The sequence below is a fragment of the Rathayibacter sp. VKM Ac-2803 genome, from assembly GCF_009807175.1.
Taxonomy (GTDB): domain Bacteria; phylum Actinomycetota; class Actinomycetes; order Actinomycetales; family Microbacteriaceae; genus Rathayibacter.
Genome location: NZ_WUCD01000001.1, coordinates 3,398,397 through 3,421,566, shown reverse-complemented (window position 1 = coordinate 3,421,566; position 23,170 = coordinate 3,398,397). Strand labels below are relative to the sequence as shown.

Genomic DNA, 23,170 nt, shown 5'->3' with positions numbered 1-23,170 from the left:
ACGCCGTGGTGGCCGCAGGATCCGCGAGGCCGGATCGGGCGGCCGAGGGGCTCCGGCGGCTCGTCCGCGTCGACGCCATCCGCCCGGGCCGCGGTCTCGGGCGGGCGGTCGCGTCGCTCCCCGCCGTGCTGCAGATCGTCCTCGCGGCGATCCTCGCGTACTCGGTGTCGCGGTTCGTCTTCGGGCACCCGGCCCCGGTGCTCTCCCTCACGGCGACGATCTCGAGCCTCGGCATCGCGCGCGACACCCGGCCGAAGCAGGTCGCCGAGACGGCGGTCGGCATGCTGATCGGGATCACGGCGAGCGAGGTCCTGCTGCTCTGGTGGGGTACGGGCGTCTGGCAGCTGGCCGTCGTGCTCGCGATCGTCTTCACCGTCGGGCGGGCGCTCTCGCCCTCGCCCGGCTTCGCGGTCGCCGCCGGCACGCAGGCGATGCTCGTCATGGTCCTGCCCGCCCCCGACGGAGGCGTGTTCACCCGGAGTCTCGACGGTCTCGTCGGCGGACTGGCGGCGCTGCTGTGCACCGCCATCGTGCCGCGCAGTCCGCTCCGGACCGCTCGCGCGGAGGCCCGGCGCCTCGTCTCCGCGCTGTCGGCCACGATCGAGGGGCTGTCCGAAGCGCTCCGCGACGGAGACGGCGACGCCTCCCGAGCAGCTCTGGAGCGTGTCCGCGGGACGCAGCCGACCATCGACGGCTGGTCTGCGGCCCTCGAGTCGGCGCTCGGGGTCGCCCGGATCTCGCCGTTCGTCCGCCGGCACCGAGGTGAGCTCGAGAGGCAGCACGCGATGCTGGCCGCCCTCGATCTCGCGACCCGCAACCTCCGCATCGTCGCTCGGCGCACCGACTTCCTCGTCGGCGACGGCGCCCGGCGCCCCGCCCTCGCCGCCGTCGTGGCGTCCTTCGGCTCGGGCGTCTCGCTGCTCGGGCGCGCCGTCGCGGATCCCTCCGTGCTCCCGCTCGCCCGTCAGGACCTTGTCCTGCTGGCGACGACGCTCGACCCGCAGGGTCTGATCCCCGAGGCGCGCCTCGCCGAGAAGACCCTCCTGGTCATCCTGCGACCGCTCGTCGTCGATCTGCTGACGGCCGCCGGCACCGATCCCGTCGAGGCGAGGGAGGCGCTGCCCGAGCTGCGCTGACGCGTCGGGCTGTCAGCGGAGTGACGGGGCCGGATCCGCGGGCGCGACGGCGTCCCACGCGACGGTCACCTCCCCGAGCCGCCACCGCCGCGGCCCGTCGAGGATCGGCCACTCGGCGCGGAGCGCACGGACGGACGCCTGCCAGCGCTGGGCCGGCCCGTACACCGCGAGGGGAGCGTTGAGGGTCCAGGCCCGCTCGAGCGCCTGGAGGAAGGCGTGCACGCGCTCGCCGGGCACATTGCGGTGGATCAGCGCCTTCGGGAGCCGCTCGGCCGCGATCATCGGCGAGGGCACGGCGCCCAGGCGCAGCGACAGAGTGAGCGACCGGGGGCCGTCCCCGTCGATGGCGATCCAGGTGCAGATCCGCCCGATCTCGTCGCAGGTGCCCTCGACCAGCACACCGCCGGGAGCGAGCCGCTCGGTCATCACCTGCCAGGCACTGGCGACGGCCGACTCGTCGTACTGGCGGAGCACGTTGAACGCGCGGAGGACGCTCGCGCTCCGACCGGGCGGGAGCGGGATCTCGAAGCCGCCGCGCTCGAAGCGGACGCGTGCGTCGCGGGGGAAAGGGGTGCCTCCGCGCCGGACACGGGCGAGCTGCTCGCGCGCCGTGCTCACCCGCGCGGGCTCGATCTCGAGGCCGACGACCTCGACTCCCGGGGCGACGCGGGCGAGGCGGCGGTGCAGCTCGAGGGTGGTGACCGCGCTCGCGCCGAAGCCGAGGTCGACCACGAGGGGGTCCGCGGTGTCCCGGAGGACGGGCAGCTCGGCGATCCAGCGATCGACCCGACGGAGCCGGTTGGTGCCCGTCGTTCCGCGGGTCACGGCTCCGATCGGCATGCCGCCCAGCGTATCCGCGCCCGAAAGGGGCCACCTCTACACTGGGCGCATGTCCGAGACCTACACCCTCATCCTCGTGCGCCACGGCAACAGCGAGTGGAACCAGAAGAACCTGTTCACCGGCTGGGTCGACGTGCGGCTCACCGAGCAGGGCGTCGCCGAGGCGACCCGTGCCGGCGAGCTGCTGAGCGAGGCGGGGCTTCACCCCGACGTCGTCTACACCTCCCGCCAGACCCGCGCGATCCAGACCGCGAACATCGCCCTCGAGACCGCCGACCGCCTCTGGATCGACGTCAAGCGCTCCTGGCGCCTGAACGAGCGCCACTACGGTGCGCTGCAGGGCAAGGACAAGGCGCAGACGCTCGCCGAGTACGGCCCCGAGCAGTTCCAGACCTGGCGCCGCTCGTTCGACGTGCCGCCGCCCCCGCTCGACGACGACGACCAGTACTCGCAGGCCCACGACGAGCGCTACGCCGACCTCGGCGACGCCCTCCCGCGCACGGAGTCGCTCAAGCTGGTCATCGAGCGGATGCTCCCGTACTGGGAGTCCGACATCAAGCCGGACCTCGCCTCGGGCAAGACCGTGATGATCACCGCGCACGGCAACTCGCTGCGTGCGCTGGTGAAGACGCTCGACGGCATCTCCGACTCCGACATCGCCGAGCTGAACATCCCGACCGGCATCCCGCTCGTCTACACGCTCGACGAGAACTTCGAGCCGACCGAGCCGGCCCGCTACCTCGACCCGGAGGCCGCCGCCGCCGGCGCCGCCGCCGTGGCCGCCCAGGGCGCCAAGAAGTAGCCCTCGCCCCCGTCGGACGGCCCGCAGAACCCCGGTTCTCGCGGGCCGTCCGCGTCTGCGCGCACCCCTGAAGCACCTTCGGCTCGCAGAAACACCTCCGGCTCGCCGGATCACGTTCGGCGCGCCGAAACCCGCGATTCCCGCGAGCCGAATGACATTCTGCGAGCCGGACGTCCCGCGCGCCTGATCTCCGGCTCGCAGAAACACCTTCGGCTCGCAGGATCGGACGATTCCTGCGAGCCGAAGCACGTTTCACGAGCCGAAGCTCATCCGGTCGAGCACCTCACGCGAAGCGACCGCGTTGCCGGTACTCCCTGCAGAGGCGAATCTGCAGACCAGCCGCCCCTCCACGAGGCGAACGGGTGAATCGCGTCCCAGCGATTCGCTCTAGCCGAACGCACCACGCACCCACGCTGGACAGCCGACCGCGGTCTTCATCGCGCGAGCGCGATGAAGACGAGTCAACTCAGGCGTAATCGCCTGAGATCAGGTACTGCACCTTCTTGGCGATCGACACGGCGTGGTCGGCGAAGCGCTCGTGGTAGCGGCTGGCGAGCGTGGCGTCGACGGTGTCGGCGGCCTGGCCCTTCCACGCCTCGCTGAGGACCTTGTCGAACACGCTGACGTGCAGCTCGTCGATCTTGTCGTCCTCGTCGCGGATCTCCTCGGCGATGCGTCCGTCCTGCGAGCGGAGGAGCTCGGTGAGCTTGTGCGCGACGACGACGTCGAGGCGTCCCATCTCGACGAAGGTGGGGCGGAGGCTCTTCGGCACGACCTTGTCGGGGAAGCGGTAGCGCGAGAGCTGCGCGATGTGCTCGGCGATGTCGCCCATCCGCTCGAGGGACGCGCTGATGCGGAGGGCCGAGACGACGGTGCGCAGGTCGCGGGCGACCGGGCCCTGGCGGGCGAGGATGTCGATCGCCAGCTCGTCCAGGCTGATCGCGAGCTGATCGATGCGGTCGTCGTTCGCGATCACCTCTTCGGCGAGGGAGACGTCGGAGTGGTTGAACGCCTGGGTCGCCTTCTCGATCGCGATCTCGACGAGGCCGGAGATCTCGACGAGGCGATCCTGGACTTCGGCCAGCTCCTGCTGGAAAACTTCGCGCATCTTCTGATCGACCCTCTCTACGGCAGACACGGAGGCCGGTGCCGGGTTTGCATCGCGCACCACGCACGACACTGCGCCTGCACCGAGTCGGCGCAAGCGCAGCAATGATGACCACGGCAGGTTAACGGACGGTGCCGGGGGTTTGAACAGTACTCGACCCGCAGCCGGTGGACCGGCGTCCGGTAGGGAGACGGCCGGTGGATGGTTAGCCTGGGGTCCGTGGATACGGGCTTGTTCGTTGTTCTGGCGCTCGTCATCGGGCTGGCCATCGGCGCCGCCATGACCGTCGTCGTCACCGTCGCCGCTCAGCAGGGTCGGATCGCCGCCGATGTCGCCGACGTCGGGCTCCCCGAGGGGATCGGCGCCATCATCGACGCCATCGACGCTCCTGCCTTCGTGACCGACCCCTCCAACAACGTCCTGAAGGCGTCGACGCGGGCGGTCTCCCTGGGGCTCGTCTCGCAGGACACGCTGCTCCACCCCGACCTCGTCGCCATCGTCGACCGGGTGCGGCGCTTCGGCGACGACATCGAGCAGGACCTCGAGCTCTCGACGAGTCCGCTCTCGGAGGTGGCGGTCACCCTCGTGGTGCACGCCACGCGCCTCGGCTCCCGCTTCGTCCTCGTGCTCGCCGAGGACCACACCGAGGCGCGGCGGCTCGAGGCGGTCCGCCGCGACTTCGTCGCCAACATCTCCCACGAGCTGAAGACTCCGATCGGCGCGGTCGGCCTGCTCGCCGAGGCCCTCGACTCGGCCGCGGACGACCCGGCGCAGGTCCGCCGGTTCGCGCACCGCCTCACGCAGGAGTCGCACCGGCTCGCCAAGATCACCCGCGAGATCATCGAGCTCTCGCGCCTCCAGTCGACCGACGTCGCCGGAACCGCAGAGGTGGTCCGGGTCGACGACATCGTCGTCGCCGCACTCGAGACGACCCACGTGATGGCGGAGTCGCACGACGTCACCCTGGTCAAGGGCGGCATGAAGAAGGCGTACGTCGCCGGCCAGGAGAAGATGCTCGTCTCGGCGCTGCACAACCTGCTGTCCAACGCGATCCAGTACTCGCCCCCGGGCTCCCGCGTCGGAGTCGGCGTGCGCTCGACCGGGGGAGTGGTCGAGATCGCCGTCACCGACCAGGGCATCGGGATCCCCGAAGAGGACCTCGACCGGGTCTTCGAGCGGTTCTACCGCGTCGACCAGGCGCGATCGCGCCACACCGGCGGCACCGGACTCGGCCTCAGCATCGTCAAGCACGCGGTGCAGAACCACGGCGGCGACGTGCGCGTCTGGTCCAAGCCCGGACGCGGCTCCACCTTCACCATCCGACTTCCCGAAGTAGACCCGGCCCGGACGCCCTTCGCGTCGACGGCACCGATAGGAGACACCCCGTGACCAGCATCCTGCTCGTCGAGGACGAGAGCGCACTCAGCGAGCCCCTCAGCTACCTGCTCGAACGGGAGGGCTACGACGTCACCGTCGCCGAGGACGGCACCCGCGCCGTCGCCGCCTTCGACGAGGGCGACTACGATCTGATCCTCCTCGACCTGATGCTGCCCGGCATGCCCGGCACGGAGGTGTGCCGCGAGATCCGCACGCGCTCCTCCATCCCGATCATCATGGTCACCGCGAAGGACTCCGAGGTCGACATCGTCGTCGGACTCGAGCTCGGCGCCGACGACTACGTCACCAAGCCCTACTCGACCCGCGAGCTCCTCGCCCGCATCCGCGCCGTCCTCCGCCGCCGCACCGAGGACCCGGGCGAGGAGCGCATCGTCGTCGCCGGCCCCGTCAAGATGGACATCGAACGCCACACGGTCGAGGTCGACGGCATCGAGACGCCCATGCCCCTCAAGGAGTTCGAACTCCTCGAGATGCTCCTGCGCAACGCCGGCCGCGTCCTCACCCGCGGCCAGCTCATCGACCGCGTCTGGGGCAGCGACTACTTCGGCGACACCAAGACCCTCGACGTCCACGTCAAGCGCATCCGCTCCAAGATCGAGAAGACCCCGAAGGAGCCGACGCTCCTGGTTACTGTCCGCGGCCTCGGCTACCGCTTCGACGCGTGATCGCGGGCCCTGGTGGGGGCATCTGCGGCGTTGTCGTCGGTTGCGATACTTCCAGTATCGCGCCCTCCTCCGCCTTGCACCTGCCCCACCAGGACCCGCGATCCCCTCCTGCAGACCGGCGGAGTGAGCCACCCTCCTGCGGAACGTCTGCCTTGAGGAGGGGCCGTCGCTGCGCGACGAGCTGCTTGGGGGTGGGGCCGTCGCTGCGCGACGAGCTGCTTGGGGGTGGGGCCGTCGCTGCGCGGCGAGCTGCTTGGGGGAGTCGGGCCGTCGCTGCGCGGCGAGCTGCTTGGGGGTGGGGCCGTCGCTGCGCGACGAGCTGCTTGGGGGAGTCGGGCCGTCACTGCGCGGCGAACCGGGTGTGAGAGGGCCGTGGCTGCGCCGCGGGCTGCTTCTGAGGGGTCGCCGCTCTGCGGCGGGCGCTGCGGGAGGGCCGTCGCTGAGCGACGAGCGGGAAGGCGCGGGCGTTCAGGTCGCGCTTTCGCACAGGGGACTGCCACCCCCCCCTCGCTGGTCGAGTAGCCCCGCAGGGGCGTATCGAGACCCACCAGCGTCTGCCGGGCGGGTCTGCAGGCCTCCTTCTCTGACCGGGTGCATCGGGTCGCCGCCCGTTCGCCCGGCTCACGAGACGCGCCTCACGCCCCGTGCAACGACGGAGGGCCGCTCGCAGAAGCGAGCGGCCCTCCGGGAGGAGTGCGGGGAGGGCTACTCGTTCGAGGGCTCGATGGAGTTGCCGGGCTCGGTGGTGGGGGTCGGCAGGGCGGTGTTCGCCGGGTCGGGCGTGGCCGTCTGGGTCGGGGTGGCCGACGGGGCGGGGGTGAGGGTCGCGTAGGACTCGAGAGCCGACGTCAGGACAGGCACGAGCACCTCCTTGCCCTCCTCGGAGCCGTACTGGAAGTAGACGGGGAGGAGGCTGCCCGGCACGGTGTCGAGATCGGACATCGTGACCGTGGCGTCCTTCTGAGGGCCGACCTCGGTGTTGCCGGGGACGGCGGACACCTCGGCGTCGACGCGGCCGGTCGAGGCCTCGTACTGCACCTCGAGGGTCTGCGTCTGGTCACCGGAGTTGACGACCGTCGTGACGAGCGTGCCCAGCTCGCCGTCGTCCGAGACGATGAACGCGTTGCGGACGGCGAGATCGCCGATCGTGGCTCCGACGCCGTCGCTCGGGTCGTAGAGGTTGCGGGTCGCCTGGGGGGCGACGAGATTGCAGCCGGCTGTTGCGAGGGCGACGCCGACCGCGAGAACGACGGATGCAGCGATTCGCGCCTTCACAGATACCTCCAGATCGTCGGCCCTGCTCGCCCCGGACAGGGCGGATCCACGGAGCTGGAGCCGGACACCAGATTAGCGTAGCGAGGCCGAGGCGGACGCCCGGCCGAGGGTGCCCCGGCGAGGAGCCCCGTGCTACTCTGACCGCCGCTGAGAGGACGTCACGCATGCAGGTCGAGCCCGGCGGGACGCCCCTGGCGCCGACCGCCGCCGTCGTCATCGTCGCCGCGGGCAGCGGCACCCGCCTCGGCCGCGAGCGACCGAAGGCCTACGTCGAGTGCGCCGGCGTCACCATCCTCGAGCGCAGCCTCCGCACGGTGCTGACCCTGCCGGAGCCCGTGCAGATCGTCGTCGTCGCTCCGGCGGAGCTCGTCGACGAGACCGCTCGGCTCTGCGCGGCTGCGGCCGGGCTCGCCTCCGACGCGGTCGCGGTCACAGCCGGAGGCGCGACCCGGCAGGAGTCGGTCGCCCGCGGCCTCGCGCTCCTCGCGCCCTCGATCGAGACCGTCCTCGTCCATGACGCAGCCCGGGCGCTGACGCCCGTCGACCAGTTCGAGCGCGTGATCACGGCGGTCCGGGCCACCGGCGGCGGGGTCATCCCCGGGCTCCCCGTCACCGACACCATCAAGCGGGTCGAGCCGGCAGGCACGATCCTCGACACCGTCGATCGGTCGGAGCTCGCCGCCGTGCAGACCCCTCAGGGCTTCCCGCGCAGCCTGCTCGACGACGCCTACGCGGCGGCCGAGCGCGAGTTCACCGACGACGCGGCGCTGCTCGCCGCCCACGGGCACCCGTCCGTCGTCGTCCCGGGCGACGCCCTCGCGTTCAAGATCACCACCCCGTGGGATCTCGCCCGCGCCGAGCAGCTGCTCGCGCCTCCTGCGGCGACGGCTGCGCCCCGGGTGGGCGTCGGGATCGACGTGCACGCCTTCGACGACTCGTCCCCGCTCTGGCTCGCCGGACTGCACTGGCCCGGCGAGCGCGGGCTCTCGGGTCACAGCGACGGCGACCCGGTCGCGCACGCGGTCTGCGACGCCCTTCTCTCGGCGGCGGGCCTCGGCGACATCGGCTCCCGCTTCGGCACCGCGGACCCGCGCTTCCAGGACGCCCACGGCGAGGTGTTCCTCCGCGCGACCCGCGATCTCGTCGAGGCCGCCGGATTCACGATCGGCAACGTGTCGGTCCAGCTGATCGGCAACCGGCCGAGGTTCTCGCCGCGGCGGGAGGAGGCGGAGTCGCTCCTCTCCGCTCTGCTCGCCGCGCCCGTCAGCGTCGCCGCGACGACGTCCGACGCACTGGGCTTCACGGGCAGGGGAGAGGGCGTCACCGCAGTGGCGACGGCACTCGTCCTCCCCAGCTCCTCGACCCGCGCCTGATCCCCAGGGCGGGCCTGCCCGCCGGGCCGCGAGCCGAGCGCCCGGTAAACTCCCCCCGTGACTCTGCGACTGCATGACTCGAAGGCCCAGGCCCTCGTCGATTTCGTCCCCCTCCGCGCGAACGAGGTCGGGATGTACGTCTGCGGACCCACCGTGCAGTCCTCGCCCCACATCGGGCACCTCCGCTCGGCGCTCGTCTACGACCAGCTGCGCCGCTGGCTGCACTACCGCGGCTTCCGGGTCACCCTGGTCCGCAACGTCACCGACATCGACGACAAGATCCTCGCGATCGCCGAGGAGGCGCGCCGGGCCGCACCCGCCGGCGCCGCGTCCGAGCAGTGGTGGGCGCTGGCGTATCGGGTCGAGCTCGAGTTCACGGCCGCGTACGCCGCGCTCGGCATCCTCGCCCCGACGTACGAACCGCGGGCGACGGCGAGCATCACCGAGATGATCGACCTGGTGCAGCGCCTCGTCGAGCTCGGCCACGCGTACCCCGCGCCCGACGATTCCGGCGACGTCTACTTCGACACCCGGTCGTGGCCCGACTACGGCTCGCTCACCCATCAGCGCCTCGAGAGCATGGAGGCGGCGACCGACGCCGACCCGCGCGGCAAGCGCGACCCGCACGATTTCGCCCTCTGGAAGGGGTTCAAGCCCGACGAGCCCGAGTCGGCCTCCTGGGCGTCCCCCTGGGGCCGCGGGCGCCCGGGCTGGCACATCGAGTGCTCGGCGATGTCGACCAAGTACCTCGGCACGCAGTTCGACATCCACGGAGGCGGCCTCGACCTGCGCTTCCCGCACCACGAGAACGAGCTGGCCCAGTCGAGTGCGGCCGGTCACGCCTTCGCGAGCTACTGGCTGCACAACGGCCTCGTCTCGGTGACGGGTCAGAAGATGAGCAAGTCGCTCGGCAACTCCGTGTTCGCCTCCGAGCTCCTCGACTCCGCACGCCCGCTCGTCGTGCGCTACTACCTCGGCTCCGCGCACTACCGCTCGACCCTCGAGTTCCACGACGGGGCGCTCGAGGAGGCGGAGGCGGCGCTCGAGCGCATCGAGGGCTTCCTCGACCGCTCGCGCCGCCGCCTCGACGGCACCCGATTCGCCACTCTCGGCGACCCGGTCGTCCCGGAGGCGTTCGCCGAGGCGATGGATGACGACCTCTCCGTCCCGCAGGCCGTCGGCGTCCTGCACGAGACGGTCAGGGCCGGCAACGCGGCCCTCGACGCCGAAGACCTCGGGACGGTGTCGTCGCTGCGCACGCAGGTGCTCGCGATGGCGTCCGTCCTCGGCATCGATCCGGAGGCGCCCGAGTGGGCGCGCTCCGACGACGAGCCGACCTACCGGGCGTTGAGCGTCCTGGTCGACCGGCTGGTCGCCGACCGTCAGACCGCGCGGGAGCAGCGCGACTGGGCGGCCGCCGACCGCATCCGAACCGATCTCGCCGCGGCGGGAATCACGATCGAAGACACCCAGACGGGTGCACATTGGAGTCTCGATGGCGAATAAGGACAACCGCCCCGGCGCGGTCAGGAAGAAGAGCAGAGGCAAGGCGGTCGGATCCGGTGGCCAGGGCCGCCAGGCGCTCGAGGGCAAGAAGCCGACCCCGAAGGCCGAGGACCGTCCGTACCACCCCGCCGGCAAGGCCAAGGCGGCGCGCGAGCGCTTCGTCGCGGCCGGTGGCAAGGGTCGCCCGGGCAGTGCTCTGTCGGCCGCGGCACGCGGTCAGGGCCGCGCACCCGGTCCTCGCAAGCCCAAGAGCGGCGACGAGTCCGAGATGGTGACGGGCCGCAACTCCGTCCTCGAGGCGCTGCGGGCGAAGATCCCCGCGACGACGCTCTACCTCGCCACCCGCATCGAGATGGACGACCGGGTCAAGGAGGCGATGAAGCTCGCCACCGCGCGCGGCCTCCCGGTGCTCGAGGTGATGCGCCCCGAGCTCGATCGTCTCGCCGGCCCCGACTCCGTCCACCAGGGTCTCGTGCTCAAGGTGCCGCCGTACGAGTACGCCCACCCGTCCGATCTGCTCGAGCGCAGTGTCTCCCGGGGGGATGTGCCGCTGTTCGTCGCACTCGACGGCATCACCGACCCCCGCAATCTCGGCGCGATCATCCGCTCGGTCGCCGCGTTCGGCGGCCAGGGCGTCATCGTGCCCCAGCGCCGCTCGGTCGGGCTCAACTCGGCCGCCTGGAAGACGTCGGCCGGCGCCGCGGCACGCGTCCCCGTGGCGATGGCCGCGAACCTCACCCAGATGATCAAGGACTACAAGCGCGAGGGCGTCTTCGTGATCGGCCTCGACGGCGGCGGCGACGTGATGCTGCCGGGGCTCGAGCTCGCCGACCGTCCGCTCCTCGTGGTCGTCGGCAGCGAGGGCAAGGGCCTCTCCCGTCTCGTCACCGAGCAGTGCGACGCGATCGTCTCCATCCCGATCAGCTCGGCAGCGGAGTCGCTGAACGCCGGCATCGCCGCGTCGGTCGCGCTCTACGAGATCTCCAAGCTCCGCTCCACCTCGGAGTAGCGAGGGGTCCGGCACGGCGATCCGCGGCGTTGTCGTCGATCGCGATACCTCCGGTACCGCTTCCTCCTCCGCCTTGCAGCTCACCGCGAGGCGCCCGGTACGGCGGTCTGCGGCGTTGTCGTCGGGCACGATACCTCCGGTATCGCTTCCTCCTCCGCCTTGCAGCTCACCGCACCGGACGCCTCGCGGAACGGGCAGGCTCGAGAAGAAGAAAGGGCTCGTACGGATCTCGGATCCGCACGAGCCCTTCGGCGTTGTGAGGGTCAGACGTTCTTCGTCCAGTCGACGTCGGCGTCCTCGGCGGTGAGCTCGGCGTCGCCCGCCTCGTCGATGACGAGGTTCGGCAGCGTGAGCGACTCGGTCGGAGGCGCGATGATCGTGGCCTCGTCGCGGCGGTGACGGAGGATGTCGTTCACATAGGCGGTGACCGCCTCCGCCAGCGGCACGTCGCGCGCCTGCTGCTGCGACATGAACCAGCGGTGCTCGAGCAGCTGGTGGAACATCTCCGCCGGCTCCAGGCGCCCCTTCAGGTCTCGCGGGATCGAGCGGATGACCGGCTCGAAGACCTGCGCGAGCCACTCGTGCGCCACCATCTCCTCGTCGAGACCCTGCTTGTCGTAGGTCGCCGTGTACGAGTCGAGGTCGTTGAGGAGCCGGCGCGCCTGGTTCTCCTGCGCGTCCAGCCCGGTCAGGCGGAGCAGACGGCGCTGGTGGTGACCGGCGTCGACGACCTTCGGCTGGATCCGCACCGTGGAGCCCGCCTCGTCGGTCTTGATCGCCAGCTCCTCGATGTCGAAGCCGAGGTCGTTGAGCCGGTTCACCCGGTCGTTGATGCGCCAGCGCTCCGAGGTCGCGAACGACTCGACTCCGGTCAGCTCCTTCCAGAGGCTGCGATACGCGGCGACGATGCCGTCCGACACGGTGATCGGATCGAGATCGTCGTCGACACGGCCGCCGGCCTCGAGGTCGAGCAGCTCGCCGGCGATGTTGACGCGGGCGATCTCGAGGTCGTTCTCGCGCTGGCCGTTCGAGAGGCCGCCCGTGTAGAGCTGACCCGTCTCGGCATCGACCAGGTAGGCCGCGAAGGCGCCGGCGTCGCGCCGGAACAGTGTGTTCGAGAGCGAGACGTCGCCCCAGAAGAAGCCGATGACGTGCAGTCGCACGAGCAGCAGCGCCAGTGCGTCGACCAGGCGGGTCGCGGTGTCGGGCCGCAGGGTCTGCGAGAACAGGGCGCGGTAGGGGAGCGAGAACTTGAGGTGCCGGGTGACGAGGACGGCGGGCAGCTCGCCTCCCTCGTCGTCGCTGCGGTTGGTGATGACCGCGCCGGGCACGACGCACGGGACATCGAGGCGCTGGAGGGTCTTGAGCATCTCGTACTCGCGCCGCGCCATCTCGGCGGTGGTCTCCTTCACCGCGACGACGTGTCCGGAGAGGTGGGCGAAGCGGACGGTGTGCCGCGAGATGCCCTTGGGCAGTGCGGCGATGTACTCGTCGGGCCAGTCGTTCAGGCGGAGGGCCCAGGGCAGATCGAGGAGGGCCGGGTCGACGGTGGCCGAGGTGATGTTCAGAGAGCCGGACATGCTGCGCCGTTCGTGTGGTGGTGCGGACGGTGGGGTGACCCAACGAACGCTGCCGCCGTCCCGGAGGAGACAGCGGCAGCGTTCGTGGAGCGACGCGAGGTCAGGAGAGGCGCAGGCCCGACTCGCCGTCGAAGATGTGCACGCGGTGGTTCGCGGTCACGTAGACGCGGTCGCCCGCGGTCGGGTGCACGCGGCCGTCGACGCGCGCGACGATGTCGGTGCGGCGACCCTCGACCTCGGTGTGGCCGTAGAGGTAGCCGTCCGAGCCGAGCTCCTCGATGAGGTCGACCTCGATCGGCAGGCCGCCGGGCTGGGTCGAGACGGTGACGTCCTCGGGGCGCACGCCGAGCGTGACGACCTTCTGGGTGGTCTTCGCGAGCGCCTCGCGGGCGATCGGGAGGACGGTGTCGCCGAACTTCACTCCGCCGTCGGTGACGTCGGCGTGGAACAGGTTCATCGCGGGCGAGCCGATGAAGCCGGCCACGAAGACGTTGTTCGGGTTCTCGTAGAGGTCGCGCGGGGTGCCGACCTGCTGGAGCAGTCCGTCCTTGAGGACCGCGATGCGGTCGCCCATGGTGAGCGCCTCGGTCTGGTCGTGGGTGACGTAGACCGTGGTGATGCCCAGACGACGCTGGAGGGTGCCGATCTGGGTGCGCGTCGAGACGCGGAGCTTGGCGTCGAGGTTCGACAGCGGCTCGTCCATGAGGAAGACCTGGGGCTTGCGGACGATGGCGCGGCCCATCGCGACGCGCTGACGCTGACCACCCGAGAGGGCCTTGGGCTTGCGGTTCAGGTAGGGCTCGAGGTCGAGCATCTTCGCGGCCTCGAGGACGCGGGAGGCGCGCTCGTCCTTGTTGACGCCGGCGATCTTGAGCGCGAAGCCCATGTTCTCGGCGACCGACATGTGCGGGTAGAGCGCGTAGTTCTGGAACACCATCGCGATGTCGCGGTCCTTCGGCGGAACGTCCGTGACGTTGCGGTCGCCGATGAGGATGCGGCCCTCGTTGACCTCTTCGAGGCCGGCGAGCATGCGCAGGGAGGTGGACTTGCCGCAGCCGGAGGGGCCGACGAGGACGAGGAACTCGCCGTCACCGACCTCGAGGTTGAGCTTGTCGACGGAGGCACGCGTGGCCCCGGGGTAGACGCGGGACGCGTGGTCGAAAGTTACGGACGCCATTGTTCTTGCTCCTTCACCGGCAGGTACGTGCCGGACGATCCGAGTGAATGGAAGATGGCCATCGCCGCCTGGACGACAGTGACCAACCGCCACACTATGCCATGGACCGGGGTCACGGCACCGCCGGGTCGAACCCGCCACCGCCTCGCCGGTCGGCCGGCATCGGCCGTATCCGTCGTTTGGAGGATTCCCAGGGCTCGCGCGTAGGATTCCGGCGTGTCGCTGCCCGAGCGACCGTCTTCCCCTCTCACTCGGAGTGTCCTTGTCATGACCAACGGCGGAGCGAACGACCGTCTCTCGAAGAACCAGCGTCGAGAGGCCGCCAGGGAGAAGGCCCGGCGACTCCGCGAGCAGCAGAAGCGCCGCGACCGCGTGAGCCGCGTCGCCCTGCAGGGCGGCCTGGCCGTCGTGGTCATCGCGATCGTCGCCGTGGTGGTCTTCGCGGTCACCTCGAGCATCCGCCCCGCCGGCCCCGGCCCCGCCAACATGGCCAGTGACGGCATCGTGATCGGCGAGGGCATGACGGCGCAGACCACCGCCGCGATCCCCGCGGACGGCACCCCGAGCCCGAGCGCGCTCGACACGTCGAGCGGCACCGTCGACATCCGCGTCTACCTCGACTACCTCTGCCCCTACTGCGGCCAGTTCGAGACCACGAACGGCGAGCAGATCGAGGAGTGGGTCGAGAGCGGCGCCGCGACCGTCGAGATCCACCCGATCGCCATCCTGACCACCCGCTCCAACGGCACCAAGTACTCGGAGCGCTCCGCGAACGCCGCGGCCTGCGTCGCCGACACCGCGCCCGACTCGTTCTTCGACTTCAACGCCCTGCTCTTCGCCAACCAGCCCGAGGAGGGGACCGACGGCCTCTCGGACGACCAGCTCAAGGAGTACGTCGCCGAGGCGGGCGTCGAGGACACCGCCGCGATCGACAGCTGCATCGACGACCAGTCGTTCGTGAGCTGGGTGCGCGCCGCCACCGAGCGTGCGACCGCCGGACCGCTGCCCGGCACCGAGGTCGAGGCCGTCTCGGGCACGCCGACCGTGCTCGTGAACGGCGAGGCCTACTCCGGCTCGCTGACCGACCCCGACGCTTTCAGCTCGTTCGTCCTCTCGGCCGCCGCCGACTCGTACTCGTCGGCCACGCCGACCCCCACCCCCAGCAGCTGACCGCCGCCAGGTGAAACGCGAACGGCCCGCTCGTGGTGAGCGGGCCGTTCGCGTGTGGGCGTATTGAGACCCACCGGCGTCAGTAGATGGGGCTTCTGCCCTGTCCTTCTGACGGAGGTGGATCTCGATACGCCCGCTGCGCGGGCTACTCGATCAGCGAGGGAGGGGCCGAACCGTCTCCTGGGAGAAACGCTGACTCAGGAGGGATCGCGCAAGCCCGCCGGTCGAGTAGCCGCCGACGGCGGCGTATCGAGACCCGTCGCCCTGCGAGGACCGATCCCTTCCTCACCCTGCGCTGGCGTCGAAGGCGCCCGTGCGGCGCTGGAGCCGACGACGGGACTTGAACCCGTAACCGCCCGATTACAAGTCGGGTGCGCTACCAATTGCGCCACGTCGGCAGGTGCGTCGCCGCGCCTCGGATCACCTTATCGCGGGCGTCGGAGCCCGATCGGCTCCGGCCCGCGGGGCGGGTCAGGGCTCGAGGATGCTGAGGTGCCGCGACGCCGGAGAGGGCCGCTTGGGCCCGCCGATCTTGCCGTCGGGCCGCCCCACGTAGAGCCAGCCGAGCAGCTCCTCGCCCTTCTCGAGCCGGTGCGCCTTGCGGACCTGCTTGGCGCGCGTGTACGACCCGGTGCGCCAGAAGACGCCCCAGCCCGCCTCGTCGAGCAGCAGGCTCAGGATGTGCGCGACACCGGAGGCGACCGCCTCCTGCTCCCATGCGGGCACCGACGACTTCTTGACGCTGACCACGACGGCGAGCAGGAGGGAGGCGCGGTGCGTCTTCTCGATGTACTTGCGCGGGTCCTTCTTCGACCCGGAGGCGGCCGCGAAGCTGCGGCCGATCCGATCGCGTGCGGCACCGCGGATCTCGATGACGCGCCACGGGCGGAGCGAGCTGTGATCGGCCAGGCGGGAGGCCGCCGAGACGAACGCGGCGATCTCCTCGTGCCCCGGCGCCTCGGCCGTGACCTTCGAGCGCGAGCGGCGCGCGAGGACGGCCTCGAGAACGGGTGCCGACGCCATCGTCACTCGCTCTCGGCCTGGAAGTCCAGCGCGAGCGAGTTCATGCAGTAGCGGTCACCGGTCGGGGTGCCGAAGCCGTCGGGGAAGACGTGCCCCAGGTGCGATCCGCAGCTGGCGCAGCGGACCTCGGTGCGGACCATGCCGAGAGTGCTGTCCTCGATGAGCTGGACCGCCTCGGGGTTCACGGACTCGTAGAAGCTCGGCCAGCCGCAGCCGGAGTCGAACTTGGTGCCGCTCTTGAACAGCTCGGCGTGACAGGCGGCACAGGTGTAGAGGCCGGAGCGGTGCTCGTCGAGCAGCTCGCCGGTCCACGGACGCTCGGTGGCGGCTTCGCGCAGGACGGCGTACTTCTCGCGGTCGAGCTCCTCGCGCCACTCGGCATCGGTCTTGTTCACGGAATACGACATGGGTCTCCCTAGGATTCCTCGTCAGTTTACGGGGGGAGGGTGCTCCCCTTCCTCTCTCGTAAACTCCGACCCGTGCAGGCGAATTCCGTGATCTCGAAGGCGTGGAGCGAACTCTCGACCGAGGAGGTCTACGCCGTGGCGCGCCTGCGGACGGACGTCTTCCTCCGGGAGCAGCGGGTCGACGACGACGAGCTCGACGGGCGCGATCTCGAGCCGACCGCACGGCACTGGTGGATCGCCGACCGGCTCGGCACCGCCGCCTACCTGCGGACGCTCCACGACGAGGAGGCGGAGCACGCCGACGCCCACCGGGTCATCGGGCGGGTGGTCACCCGCGCCGACCGACGGGGGGAGGGACTGGCGCACAGCCTGGTGCAGGCGGCTGTCGCCCGGTACGGCGGCGAGGCGATGCTGCTGCACGCGCAGGTCCAGGTCAGAGGGCTGTACGAGCGCTCCGGGTTCGTCGCCTTCGGGCCCGAGTACGACGAGGCGGGCATCGCCCACGTCAGCATGTACCGGAGCGCCTCCCGGCCTCCCCGCTGAGGTCTGCCTACCCTGGACCGGTGAGCGGGACGACGGGTACGGACAGCAGGCAGGGCGCGGCCCTGCCGGACCGCGATCGTCGCGTGCTCGAGTTCGAGCGCGAGTGGACCGCCCGCACGGGCGGCAAGGACGACGCGATCCGCTCGCAGTTCGGTCTTTCGGTCGCCCGCTACTATCAGGTGCTCGGCGCGGTCCTCGCCTCTCCGGCGGCCCTCGCCCACGACCCGATGCTCGTCACGCGGCTGCAGCGCATCCGCGAGGGACGCGCCGGTGCCCGCGCGGCGCGACGACTCGGGAGAACCGAGTAGACCCGCTGCTCGCGACCACTGCAACGGAAGGCCGGCCGTCACACCGATGTCGAACACGCACCAGAAGGACCGCTTCGACGAGATCCCGGCCACCGAGGGTCGCGTGGGCGCGCACCGCCGCCCGCCTGCGCCGCACGCCAGGGCGATCGCCGTGGCCTGGGCGGCTCTGGCCACCGGAGTCATCGTGCTGCTGGGCTTCATCGGACTCCTCGTCATCGACAACCGCGTCGAGTTCGACGACGTGTTCACGGCGCCCACCGGGATCGCCGAGTCGACCGCGACCCCGACCGTCGAGCCGACGGTCGATCCCGCTCTGACCGTCGCCGTGCTGAACGGCACTCCGACCGCCGGCCTCGCCGCGAGCGCGGGCCAGGTGCTGACCGCCGCGGGCTGGAACGTCCCGACGGTCACCAACGCGAGCACCGAGGACGAGGCCGCGACGACCATCTACTACGCGGATCCGGCCCAGGAGGGTGCGGCGCTCGGCCTCGCGGCCTCCCTCGGCTCCGGGACGATCGTCCAGACGCAGGACTTCGTCGAGACGGCGAACCTGGTCGTCGTGCTCGGGGCCGACTACATCGCCGAGTGACACGGCCGCCGGGGCCCGGAGGCACCGTTCCCGCGCGCCGGAATCGGTCTTCTGTTTCCGTCACGTTTAATCCATGTTGAATCCCGGACAACTCTTTCCGAGACGCCCGTATCGCCCCTTTCGGGCCTGAATCGCTCCATTAGTATTCCCAACCAGGCACCTGCGCATCGCACGTGTCGCGGGCAGCACAGCACTGGGGAGTGGAAATGGCGAACGGAACCGTCAAGTGGTTCAACGCTGAGAAGGGCTACGGCTTCATCACGGTCGACGGCGGCGGGCAGGACGTCTTCGTCCACTACTCCGCGATCGACATGTCCGGGTACAAGGTCCTCGAAGAGGGTCAGCACGTGGCGTTCGAGGTCGGCAGCGGATCCAAGGGTCCGCAGGCGGAATCGGTGCGCGTGGTCTGAGCCGCTCGTCGTTCAAGCAGCCGTCGTCCGCTCTGCGGACGACGGCTGCTGTCGTTGCGACCGGTGTCGGGAGCCGTCGTCCGCCTCGCGCGGACGGCGGCTCCTGTCGTTGCGCCGGGCGTCGGGGTCACTTGCACTCGTCACCCGCGAGTGCCAGAATCGCTCTTGGCACTCGCTCCGGTTGAGTGCCAATCACGAATTTTCCTGACGTCCGGGAGGGACGAGAAACACACATGGCCAAGATCATTGCTTTTGACGAAGAAGCCCGCCGCGGCCTCGAGCGTGGACTCAACACTCTGGCCGACGCGGTCAAGGTGACCCTCGGCCCGCGTGGCCGCAACGTCGTGCTCGAGAAGAAGTGGGGCGCCCCCACCATCACGAACGACGGCGTCTCGATCGCCAAGGAGATCGAGCTCGACGAGCCGTACGAGAAGATCGGCGCCGAGCTCGTCAAGGAGGTCGCCAAGAAGACCGACGACGTCGCCGGCGACGGAACCACCACCGCCACCGTCCTCGCTCAGGCGCTCGTCCGCGAGGGCCTGCGCAACGTCGCGGCCGGTGCCGACCCGATCAGCCTCAAGAAGGGCATCGAGAAGGCCGTCAAGGCCGTCACCGCCGAGCTCGTCGCGGGCGCCAAGGCGATCGAGACCAAGGAGGAGATCGCGGCCACGGCCTCCATCTCCGCCGCGGACCCCGAGATCGGCGCGATCATCGCCGAGGCCATCGACAAGGTCGGCAAGGAGGGTGTAGTCACCGTCGAGGAGTCGAACACCTTCGGCACCGAGCTCGAGCTCACCGAGGGCATGCGCTTCGACAAGGGCTACCTGTCGCAGTACTTCGTGACCGACCCCGACCGCCAGGAGGCGGTGTTCGAGGACCCCTACATCCTCATCGTCAACTCCAAGGTCTCGAACATCAAGGACCTCCTCCCCGTCGTCGACAAGGTGATCCAGGCGGGCAAGCAGCTGCTGATCATCGCCGAGGACGTCGACGGCGAGGCGCTGGCGACCCTGGTCGTCAACAAGATCCGCGGCATCTTCAAGTCGGTCGCCGTCAAGGCCCCGGGCTTCGGCGACCGTCGCAAGGCCCAGCTCCAGGACATCGCGATCCTGACCGGCGGCCAGGTCATCTCCGAGGAGGTCGGCCTCAAGCTCGAGAACGTCACCCTCGACCTGCTCGGCTCGGCCCGCAAGGTCGTCATCACCAAGGACGAGACCACGATCGTCGAGGGTGCCGGCGACGCCGAGGCCATCGCCGGTCGCGTCGCGCAGATCCGCGGCGAGATCGAGAACACCGACAGCGACTACGACCGCGAGAAGCTCCAGGAGCGCCTCGCGAAGCTCGCCGGTGGTGTCGCGGTCATCAAGGCCGGAGCCGCGACCGAGGTCGAGCTCAAGGAGCGCAAGCACCGCATCGAGGACGCCGTTCGCAACGCGAAGGCCGCCGTCGAGGAGGGCATCGTCGCCGGTGGTGGCGTCGCCCTCATCCAGGCCGGCAAGATCGCCTTCGAGAAGCTCGAGCTGGTCGGAGACGAGGCGACCGGAGCGAACATCGTCAAGGTCGCCATCGACGCCCCGCTCAAGCAGATCGCTCTGAACGCGGGCCTCGAGCCGGGCGTCGTCGCCGCCAAGGTCCGCGAGCTGCCCACCGGACACGGCCTCAACGCCGCGACCGGCGAGTACGTCGACCTCATCGCCGCCGGCATCATCGACCCGGTCAAGGTCACGCGCTCCGCTCTGCAGAACGCCGCCTCGATCGCCGGTCTGTTCCTCACCACCGAGGCCGTCGTCGCCGACAAGCCGGAGAAGAACCAGCCCGTCGGTGGCGGAGACCCCACGGGTGGCATGGACTTCTAGTCCGACCCGTTCCACGCAGAAGGCGGTTCCCCTCCGGGGGAGCCGCCTTCGGCGTTTCCAAGGGCTGTGCCTCCGGAGCCCGGCACCCCGACGAGCGCGGCTCCCGATTCGAGTTCCCGCGCCTTTCCCGAGGGTCGCAGGAGGAGGCGCCGGCGAGCGGCGCTCCTCCTGCGAGGGCTGATCAGTAGGCGAAGAGGCGTGCGTTCGCCTGCTCGGTGTCGGCGTACTGCTGCCCGGCCGTGCCGAGCGCCACGGTGATCGAGGCGAGCCCCTCGTTCACCTGGCTCTGCGTGGTCCGCCAGATGCCGACGATCCCCTGGAACGCTGTCGCGGCCTGGCCGGTCCACGACGACTCGAGGCTCATCAGGTGACCGAGGAGGCCGTCGACCTCGGCCTGGATGCGCTCGCTGTAGCCGTGGGCGGTGCCGGTCATGGACGTGATCGCGTCGGCGTCGGCCTGGTAGTGGGTCATCGGAGGGTCCTCTCGCTGTGCTCTGCTGCGCGCCGGTCGGCGCGTGCGAGAAACCTAGAGCGGACGGTGCCTGCTCTGCGGCCGCTCAGACCGAAGCTGGGGAGGACTCGCCGTTCGGGCCGATGGTGAGGAGAGGCAGCGCGACACGGAAGGTGGCTCCGCCGCCGGGCGTCTCGACGACATCGACGCGGCCCTTGTGGGCGCTGACGATCGAGGCGACGATCGCGAGGCCCAGGCCGCTGCCTCCGGTCTCGCGGGTGCGCGAGGTGTCGGCGCGCCAGAAGCGCTGGAAGATCTTCTCGCGGATCTGCGGGGGGATGCCCTCGCCGTGGTCGATGACCTCGAGCAGGGCCAACCGGCGCGAGCGGTCGACCGCGACGCCGATCTCGATCGGGGTGTCCTCGGGGGTGTAGCGGACCGCGTTCCCGATGAGGTTGGTGAGGACCTGGCGGATCTTGTTCTCCTCGGCCATGACCATCGCGGGCACGCCCGGCTCCTCAGGAGCGGCGGCGGCGGCGCCCGCGGCGATGTCCTCTGCTGCGAGGCGGCGCGGACGTCGGCGGAAGCGGGCCAGCCGGGCGCCGGCCGCGGCGATCGGGCCGGTCAGGCCGGGGGAGGCGATCTCCATCGTCTGCGTCGAGGAGGCGTCGATCTCCTCCGTCTCGAGAGCGGGGGTCTCGAGCGGCGTGTCGTCGCGGGTCTCGACGCCGAAGTCGCGGTCGGGCCAGGAGGCCATCGCGTCCATCGCGGCGTCGCGTGCCAGCGGCATCAGGTCGACCGGAGCGAGGGCCAGCGGCTTGGTCTCGTCGAGCCGCGCCAGCTCGAGGAGGTCCTCGACCAGGCCGCCCATGCGGATGGCCTCCTTCTCGATCCGCTCCATGGCCTGGCCGACGGCCTCGGGCGTCTGGAGTGCGCCCATCCGGTACAGCTCGGCGTAGCCGCGGACAGAGACCAGGGGAGTGCGCAGCTCGTGGCTGGCGTCGCCGACGAAGCGGCGCATCTGGTCGATGGTGCGCGCCCGGTCGCGGAAAGCGGTGTCGATGCGGGTGAGCATCGCGTTGAGGGAGCGGTTCAGCCGGCCGACCTCGGTGTTGGGCGTTGTGCTGTCGAGTCGCTGGCTGAAGTCGCCGTCGGCGATGGCGGCGGCGGTCCGCTCGACCTCGCGCAACGGAGCGAAGGTGGTCGTGACGAGCAGACGGGTGAGCATCGCGCCGATGACGACGATCGCGACTCCGAAGCCGAGGAAGATCGTCAGGTACAGCGTCATGATGACGTCGACGCTACGGGTCGAGGTGGCCAGGAGCAGGGTCGCGACCTGGTTCCCCTTCGAGAACGTCGTGGCGACGACGAGGTACTCGGCGCGCCCGTTCACGCTCTCGAGCGGATGCGCGTCCTCCTTCTCGGCCCACGCGAGCGCCTGCTCGATGGTGAACGTCTGGGGGAAGTCGGGGGAGCTCGTGGAGCCGGCGGTCGTGTTGCTGAGCCGGCCGGACGCGTCGTACACCGCTCCCTCGTACGCGGCGTCCGAGTCGTTGATCTGGGCCTCCCCGTCGGTGCTCAGGGTCGTCGCGATCTCCTGGGCCTTCTGCTCGAGGGAGTCGTTGAGCTGAGCGATCAGCTGGGGCTTGAGCATCGTCATCGTGCCGATGCCGGAGACGAGCAGGCCCAGCGTCAGCAGCAGGACCGTGACGGCGGTGATCTTCGTGCGCAACGAGATGGAGTTCCACCGCTCGGCCAGACCCTGGTGCATGGCGGTGGAACTCCCTCGAGATCAAGCGGGCGGCGGCTCCTCCGCGGAGGGCGCCACCGCGCCGGAGGTCAGACCTTCGCGACCTTCAGCATGTATCCGAATCCTCGCTTGGTCTGGATGAGCGATTCCTCCGAATGCGTGTCGAGCTTACGTCGGAGGTAGGAGATGTAGGACTCGACGATGCCCGCATCGCCGTTGAAGTCGTACTCCCAGACGTGGTCGAGGATCTGCGCCTTGCTGAGCACCCGGTTGGGGTTGAGCATCAGGTAGCGCAGCAGCTTGAACTCGGTCGGGCTGAGCTCGACCGGGTCGTCACCGACGAGGACCTCGTGGGTGTCCTGGTCCATGGTGAGCTCGCCCGCGCGGATGACCGCGTCCTCCTCGGCGTGCATCGTGCGGCGGAGGATCGCCTTGATGCGCGCGACGATCTCGTCGAGGCTGAAGGGCTTGGTGACGTAGTCGTCGCCGCCCACGGTGAGACCGGTGATCTTGTCCTCGGTGTCGTCCTTCGCCGTGAGGAAGAGGATCGGAGAGGTGTAGCCCGCGGAGCGCAGGCGCTTCGTGACGCCGAAGCCGTTCATGTCGGGCAGCATCACGTCGAGGATGATGAGGTCCGGCTCCTCCTCGAGGACTGCGGAGATCGCCTGAGCACCGTTGCCGACCGCTCGCACGGCGAAGCCGGCGAAGCGGAGGCTCGTGGTGAGCAGGTCGCGGATGTTGGGCTCGTCGTCGACGATGAGAATGCGGGGTCCGTCCATGGACGACAGTATCTG

23 protein-coding genes and 1 tRNA gene are annotated in these 23,170 nt (G+C 70.4%); 13 read left to right on the top strand and 11 right to left on the bottom strand.

Annotated elements, in window-relative coordinates:
• Positions 1-5: 5 nt before the first annotated feature.
• Complete coding sequence (locus tag GRS96_RS15985) at positions 6-1,136, top strand: FUSC family protein (RefSeq protein ID WP_159988950.1); 1,131 nt, start codon at positions 6-8, stop codon at positions 1,134-1,136.
• Positions 1,137-1,148: 12 nt separating this feature from the next.
• On the opposite strand, the gene GRS96_RS15980 is transcribed toward GRS96_RS15985, so the two are convergent.
• Complete coding sequence (locus tag GRS96_RS15980; RefSeq protein ID WP_159852203.1) at positions 1,149-1,976, bottom strand: class I SAM-dependent methyltransferase; 828 nt, start codon at positions 1,974-1,976, stop codon at positions 1,149-1,151.
• A gap of 49 nt (positions 1,977-2,025) precedes the next feature.
• On the opposite strand from GRS96_RS15980, the gene GRS96_RS15975 reads away from it, so the two are divergent.
• Positions 2,026-2,778 carry a phosphoglyceromutase gene (locus GRS96_RS15975; protein WP_159852201.1) on the top strand — a complete coding sequence of 251 codons (753 nt, stop codon included), beginning with the start codon at positions 2,026-2,028 and terminating at the stop codon, positions 2,776-2,778.
• 466 nt (positions 2,779-3,244) lie between these two features.
• Here GRS96_RS15975 and phoU read toward each other — a convergent pair whose 3' ends face one another.
• Positions 3,245-3,886 (bottom strand): phosphate signaling complex protein PhoU, encoded by a 642-nt coding sequence (gene phoU, locus GRS96_RS15970; RefSeq protein WP_159852199.1) that lies wholly within the window; start codon positions 3,884-3,886, stop codon positions 3,245-3,247.
• Positions 3,887-4,117: 231 nt separating this feature from the next.
• Here phoU and GRS96_RS15965 point away from each other — a divergent pair, with 231 nt between their 5' ends.
• Both GRS96_RS15965 and GRS96_RS15960 read left to right on the top strand, forming a co-directional pair.
• Complete coding sequence (locus tag GRS96_RS15965; protein WP_327437415.1) at positions 4,118-5,275, top strand: sensor histidine kinase; 1,158 nt, start codon at positions 4,118-4,120, stop codon at positions 5,273-5,275.
• On the top strand, positions 5,272-5,949 hold the full coding sequence (locus GRS96_RS15960) for a response regulator transcription factor (protein WP_159852195.1): 678 nt from the start codon (positions 5,272-5,274) through the stop codon (positions 5,947-5,949). The genes GRS96_RS15965 and GRS96_RS15960 overlap by 4 nt, the downstream gene beginning before the upstream one ends.
• 705 nt (positions 5,950-6,654) lie before the next feature.
• Here GRS96_RS15960 and GRS96_RS15955 read toward each other — a convergent pair.
• The gene (locus tag GRS96_RS15955) at positions 6,655-7,224 is read right to left on the bottom strand and encodes a hypothetical protein (protein ID WP_159852193.1); all 570 of its coding nucleotides are present in this window, start codon (positions 7,222-7,224) and stop codon (positions 6,655-6,657) included.
• Between the two features lie 164 nt (positions 7,225-7,388).
• Here GRS96_RS15955 and ispD point away from each other — a divergent pair, with 164 nt between their 5' ends.
• The 3 genes from ispD to rlmB are packed head-to-tail and all read left to right on the top strand — an operon-like array spanning position 7,389 to position 11,112.
• Positions 7,389-8,597: a 2-C-methyl-D-erythritol 4-phosphate cytidylyltransferase gene (gene ispD, locus GRS96_RS15950; RefSeq protein WP_159852191.1), complete on the top strand. Its 1,209-nt coding sequence runs from the start codon at positions 7,389-7,391 to the stop codon at positions 8,595-8,597.
• Positions 8,598-8,654: 57 nt separating this feature from the next.
• Positions 8,655-10,103, top strand: coding sequence for a cysteine--tRNA ligase (cysS, locus tag GRS96_RS15945; RefSeq protein ID WP_159852189.1), 1,449 nt, complete (start codon positions 8,655-8,657; stop codon positions 10,101-10,103).
• Positions 10,093-11,112, top strand: a complete 1,020-nt coding sequence (rlmB, locus tag GRS96_RS15940) for a 23S rRNA (guanosine(2251)-2'-O)-methyltransferase RlmB (protein WP_159852187.1) — start codon at positions 10,093-10,095, stop codon at positions 11,110-11,112. The genes cysS and rlmB overlap by 11 nt, the downstream gene beginning before the upstream one ends.
• Before the next feature lie 263 nt (positions 11,113-11,375).
• Here the strand turns inward: rlmB and GRS96_RS15935 are convergent, their stop codons facing one another.
• Together GRS96_RS15935 and GRS96_RS15930 are read right to left on the bottom strand one after the other, a co-directional pair.
• Positions 11,376-12,692, bottom strand: coding sequence for a DUF4032 domain-containing protein (locus tag GRS96_RS15935; RefSeq protein WP_159852185.1), 1,317 nt, complete (start codon positions 12,690-12,692; stop codon positions 11,376-11,378).
• A 100-nt stretch (positions 12,693-12,792) separates the two neighbouring features.
• Positions 12,793-13,869 carry an ABC transporter ATP-binding protein gene (locus GRS96_RS15930; RefSeq protein WP_159852183.1) on the bottom strand — a complete coding sequence of 359 codons (1,077 nt, stop codon included), beginning with the start codon at positions 13,867-13,869 and terminating at the stop codon, positions 12,793-12,795.
• Positions 13,870-14,136: 267 nt separating this feature from the next.
• On the opposite strand from GRS96_RS15930, the gene GRS96_RS15925 reads away from it, so the two are divergent.
• The gene (locus GRS96_RS15925; protein ID WP_159988949.1) at positions 14,137-15,039 is read left to right on the top strand and encodes a DsbA family protein; all 903 of its coding nucleotides are present in this window, start codon (positions 14,137-14,139) and stop codon (positions 15,037-15,039) included.
• Positions 15,040-15,361: 322 nt separating this feature from the next.
• On the opposite strand, the gene GRS96_RS15920 is transcribed toward GRS96_RS15925, so the two are convergent.
• The 3 genes from GRS96_RS15920 to msrB form a co-directional block, all read right to left on the bottom strand.
• Positions 15,362-15,437, bottom strand: a tRNA-Thr gene (locus GRS96_RS15920).
• 73 nt (positions 15,438-15,510) lie between these two features.
• A complete protein-coding gene (locus GRS96_RS15915) occupies positions 15,511-16,062 on the bottom strand; it encodes a nitroreductase family protein (protein ID WP_159852179.1) in 552 nt (183 codons plus the stop codon).
• A 2-nt stretch (positions 16,063-16,064) separates the two neighbouring features.
• A complete protein-coding gene (gene msrB, locus GRS96_RS15910) occupies positions 16,065-16,469 on the bottom strand; it encodes a peptide-methionine (R)-S-oxide reductase MsrB (protein ID WP_056036949.1) in 405 nt (134 codons plus the stop codon).
• Positions 16,470-16,541: 72 nt separating this feature from the next.
• Between msrB and GRS96_RS15905 the strand changes: the two genes are divergently transcribed.
• From GRS96_RS15905 to groL, 5 genes are all read left to right on the top strand, one after another.
• Positions 16,542-17,012, top strand: coding sequence for a GNAT family N-acetyltransferase (locus tag GRS96_RS15905; RefSeq protein ID WP_235021727.1), 471 nt, complete (start codon positions 16,542-16,544; stop codon positions 17,010-17,012).
• 20 nt (positions 17,013-17,032) lie between these two features.
• The gene (locus GRS96_RS15900) at positions 17,033-17,320 is read left to right on the top strand and encodes a DUF3263 domain-containing protein (RefSeq protein WP_235021726.1); all 288 of its coding nucleotides are present in this window, start codon (positions 17,033-17,035) and stop codon (positions 17,318-17,320) included.
• Between the two features lie 46 nt (positions 17,321-17,366).
• Positions 17,367-17,909 carry a LytR C-terminal domain-containing protein gene (locus GRS96_RS15895; RefSeq protein ID WP_159988948.1) on the top strand — a complete coding sequence of 181 codons (543 nt, stop codon included), beginning with the start codon at positions 17,367-17,369 and terminating at the stop codon, positions 17,907-17,909.
• 206 nt (positions 17,910-18,115) lie between these two features.
• The gene (locus GRS96_RS15890) at positions 18,116-18,319 is read left to right on the top strand and encodes a cold-shock protein (RefSeq protein ID WP_056036943.1); all 204 of its coding nucleotides are present in this window, start codon (positions 18,116-18,118) and stop codon (positions 18,317-18,319) included.
• A gap of 233 nt (positions 18,320-18,552) precedes the next feature.
• Complete coding sequence (gene groL, locus GRS96_RS15885) at positions 18,553-20,175, top strand: chaperonin GroEL (protein ID WP_159852175.1); 1,623 nt, start codon at positions 18,553-18,555, stop codon at positions 20,173-20,175.
• Between the two features lie 181 nt (positions 20,176-20,356).
• On the opposite strand, the gene GRS96_RS15880 is transcribed toward groL, so the two are convergent.
• The 3 genes from GRS96_RS15880 to GRS96_RS15870 form a co-directional block, all read right to left on the bottom strand.
• Entirely contained in the window at positions 20,357-20,647 is a 291-nt protein-coding gene (locus tag GRS96_RS15880; protein WP_159852174.1) for a WXG100 family type VII secretion target, read from the bottom strand.
• Between the two features lie 85 nt (positions 20,648-20,732).
• The gene (locus GRS96_RS15875) at positions 20,733-22,397 is read right to left on the bottom strand and encodes a sensor histidine kinase (RefSeq protein WP_159988947.1); all 1,665 of its coding nucleotides are present in this window, start codon (positions 22,395-22,397) and stop codon (positions 20,733-20,735) included.
• 68 nt (positions 22,398-22,465) lie between these two features.
• On the bottom strand, positions 22,466-23,155 hold the full coding sequence (locus GRS96_RS15870; protein WP_056036932.1) for a response regulator transcription factor: 690 nt from the start codon (positions 23,153-23,155) through the stop codon (positions 22,466-22,468).
• Positions 23,156-23,170: the final 15 nt, after the last annotated feature.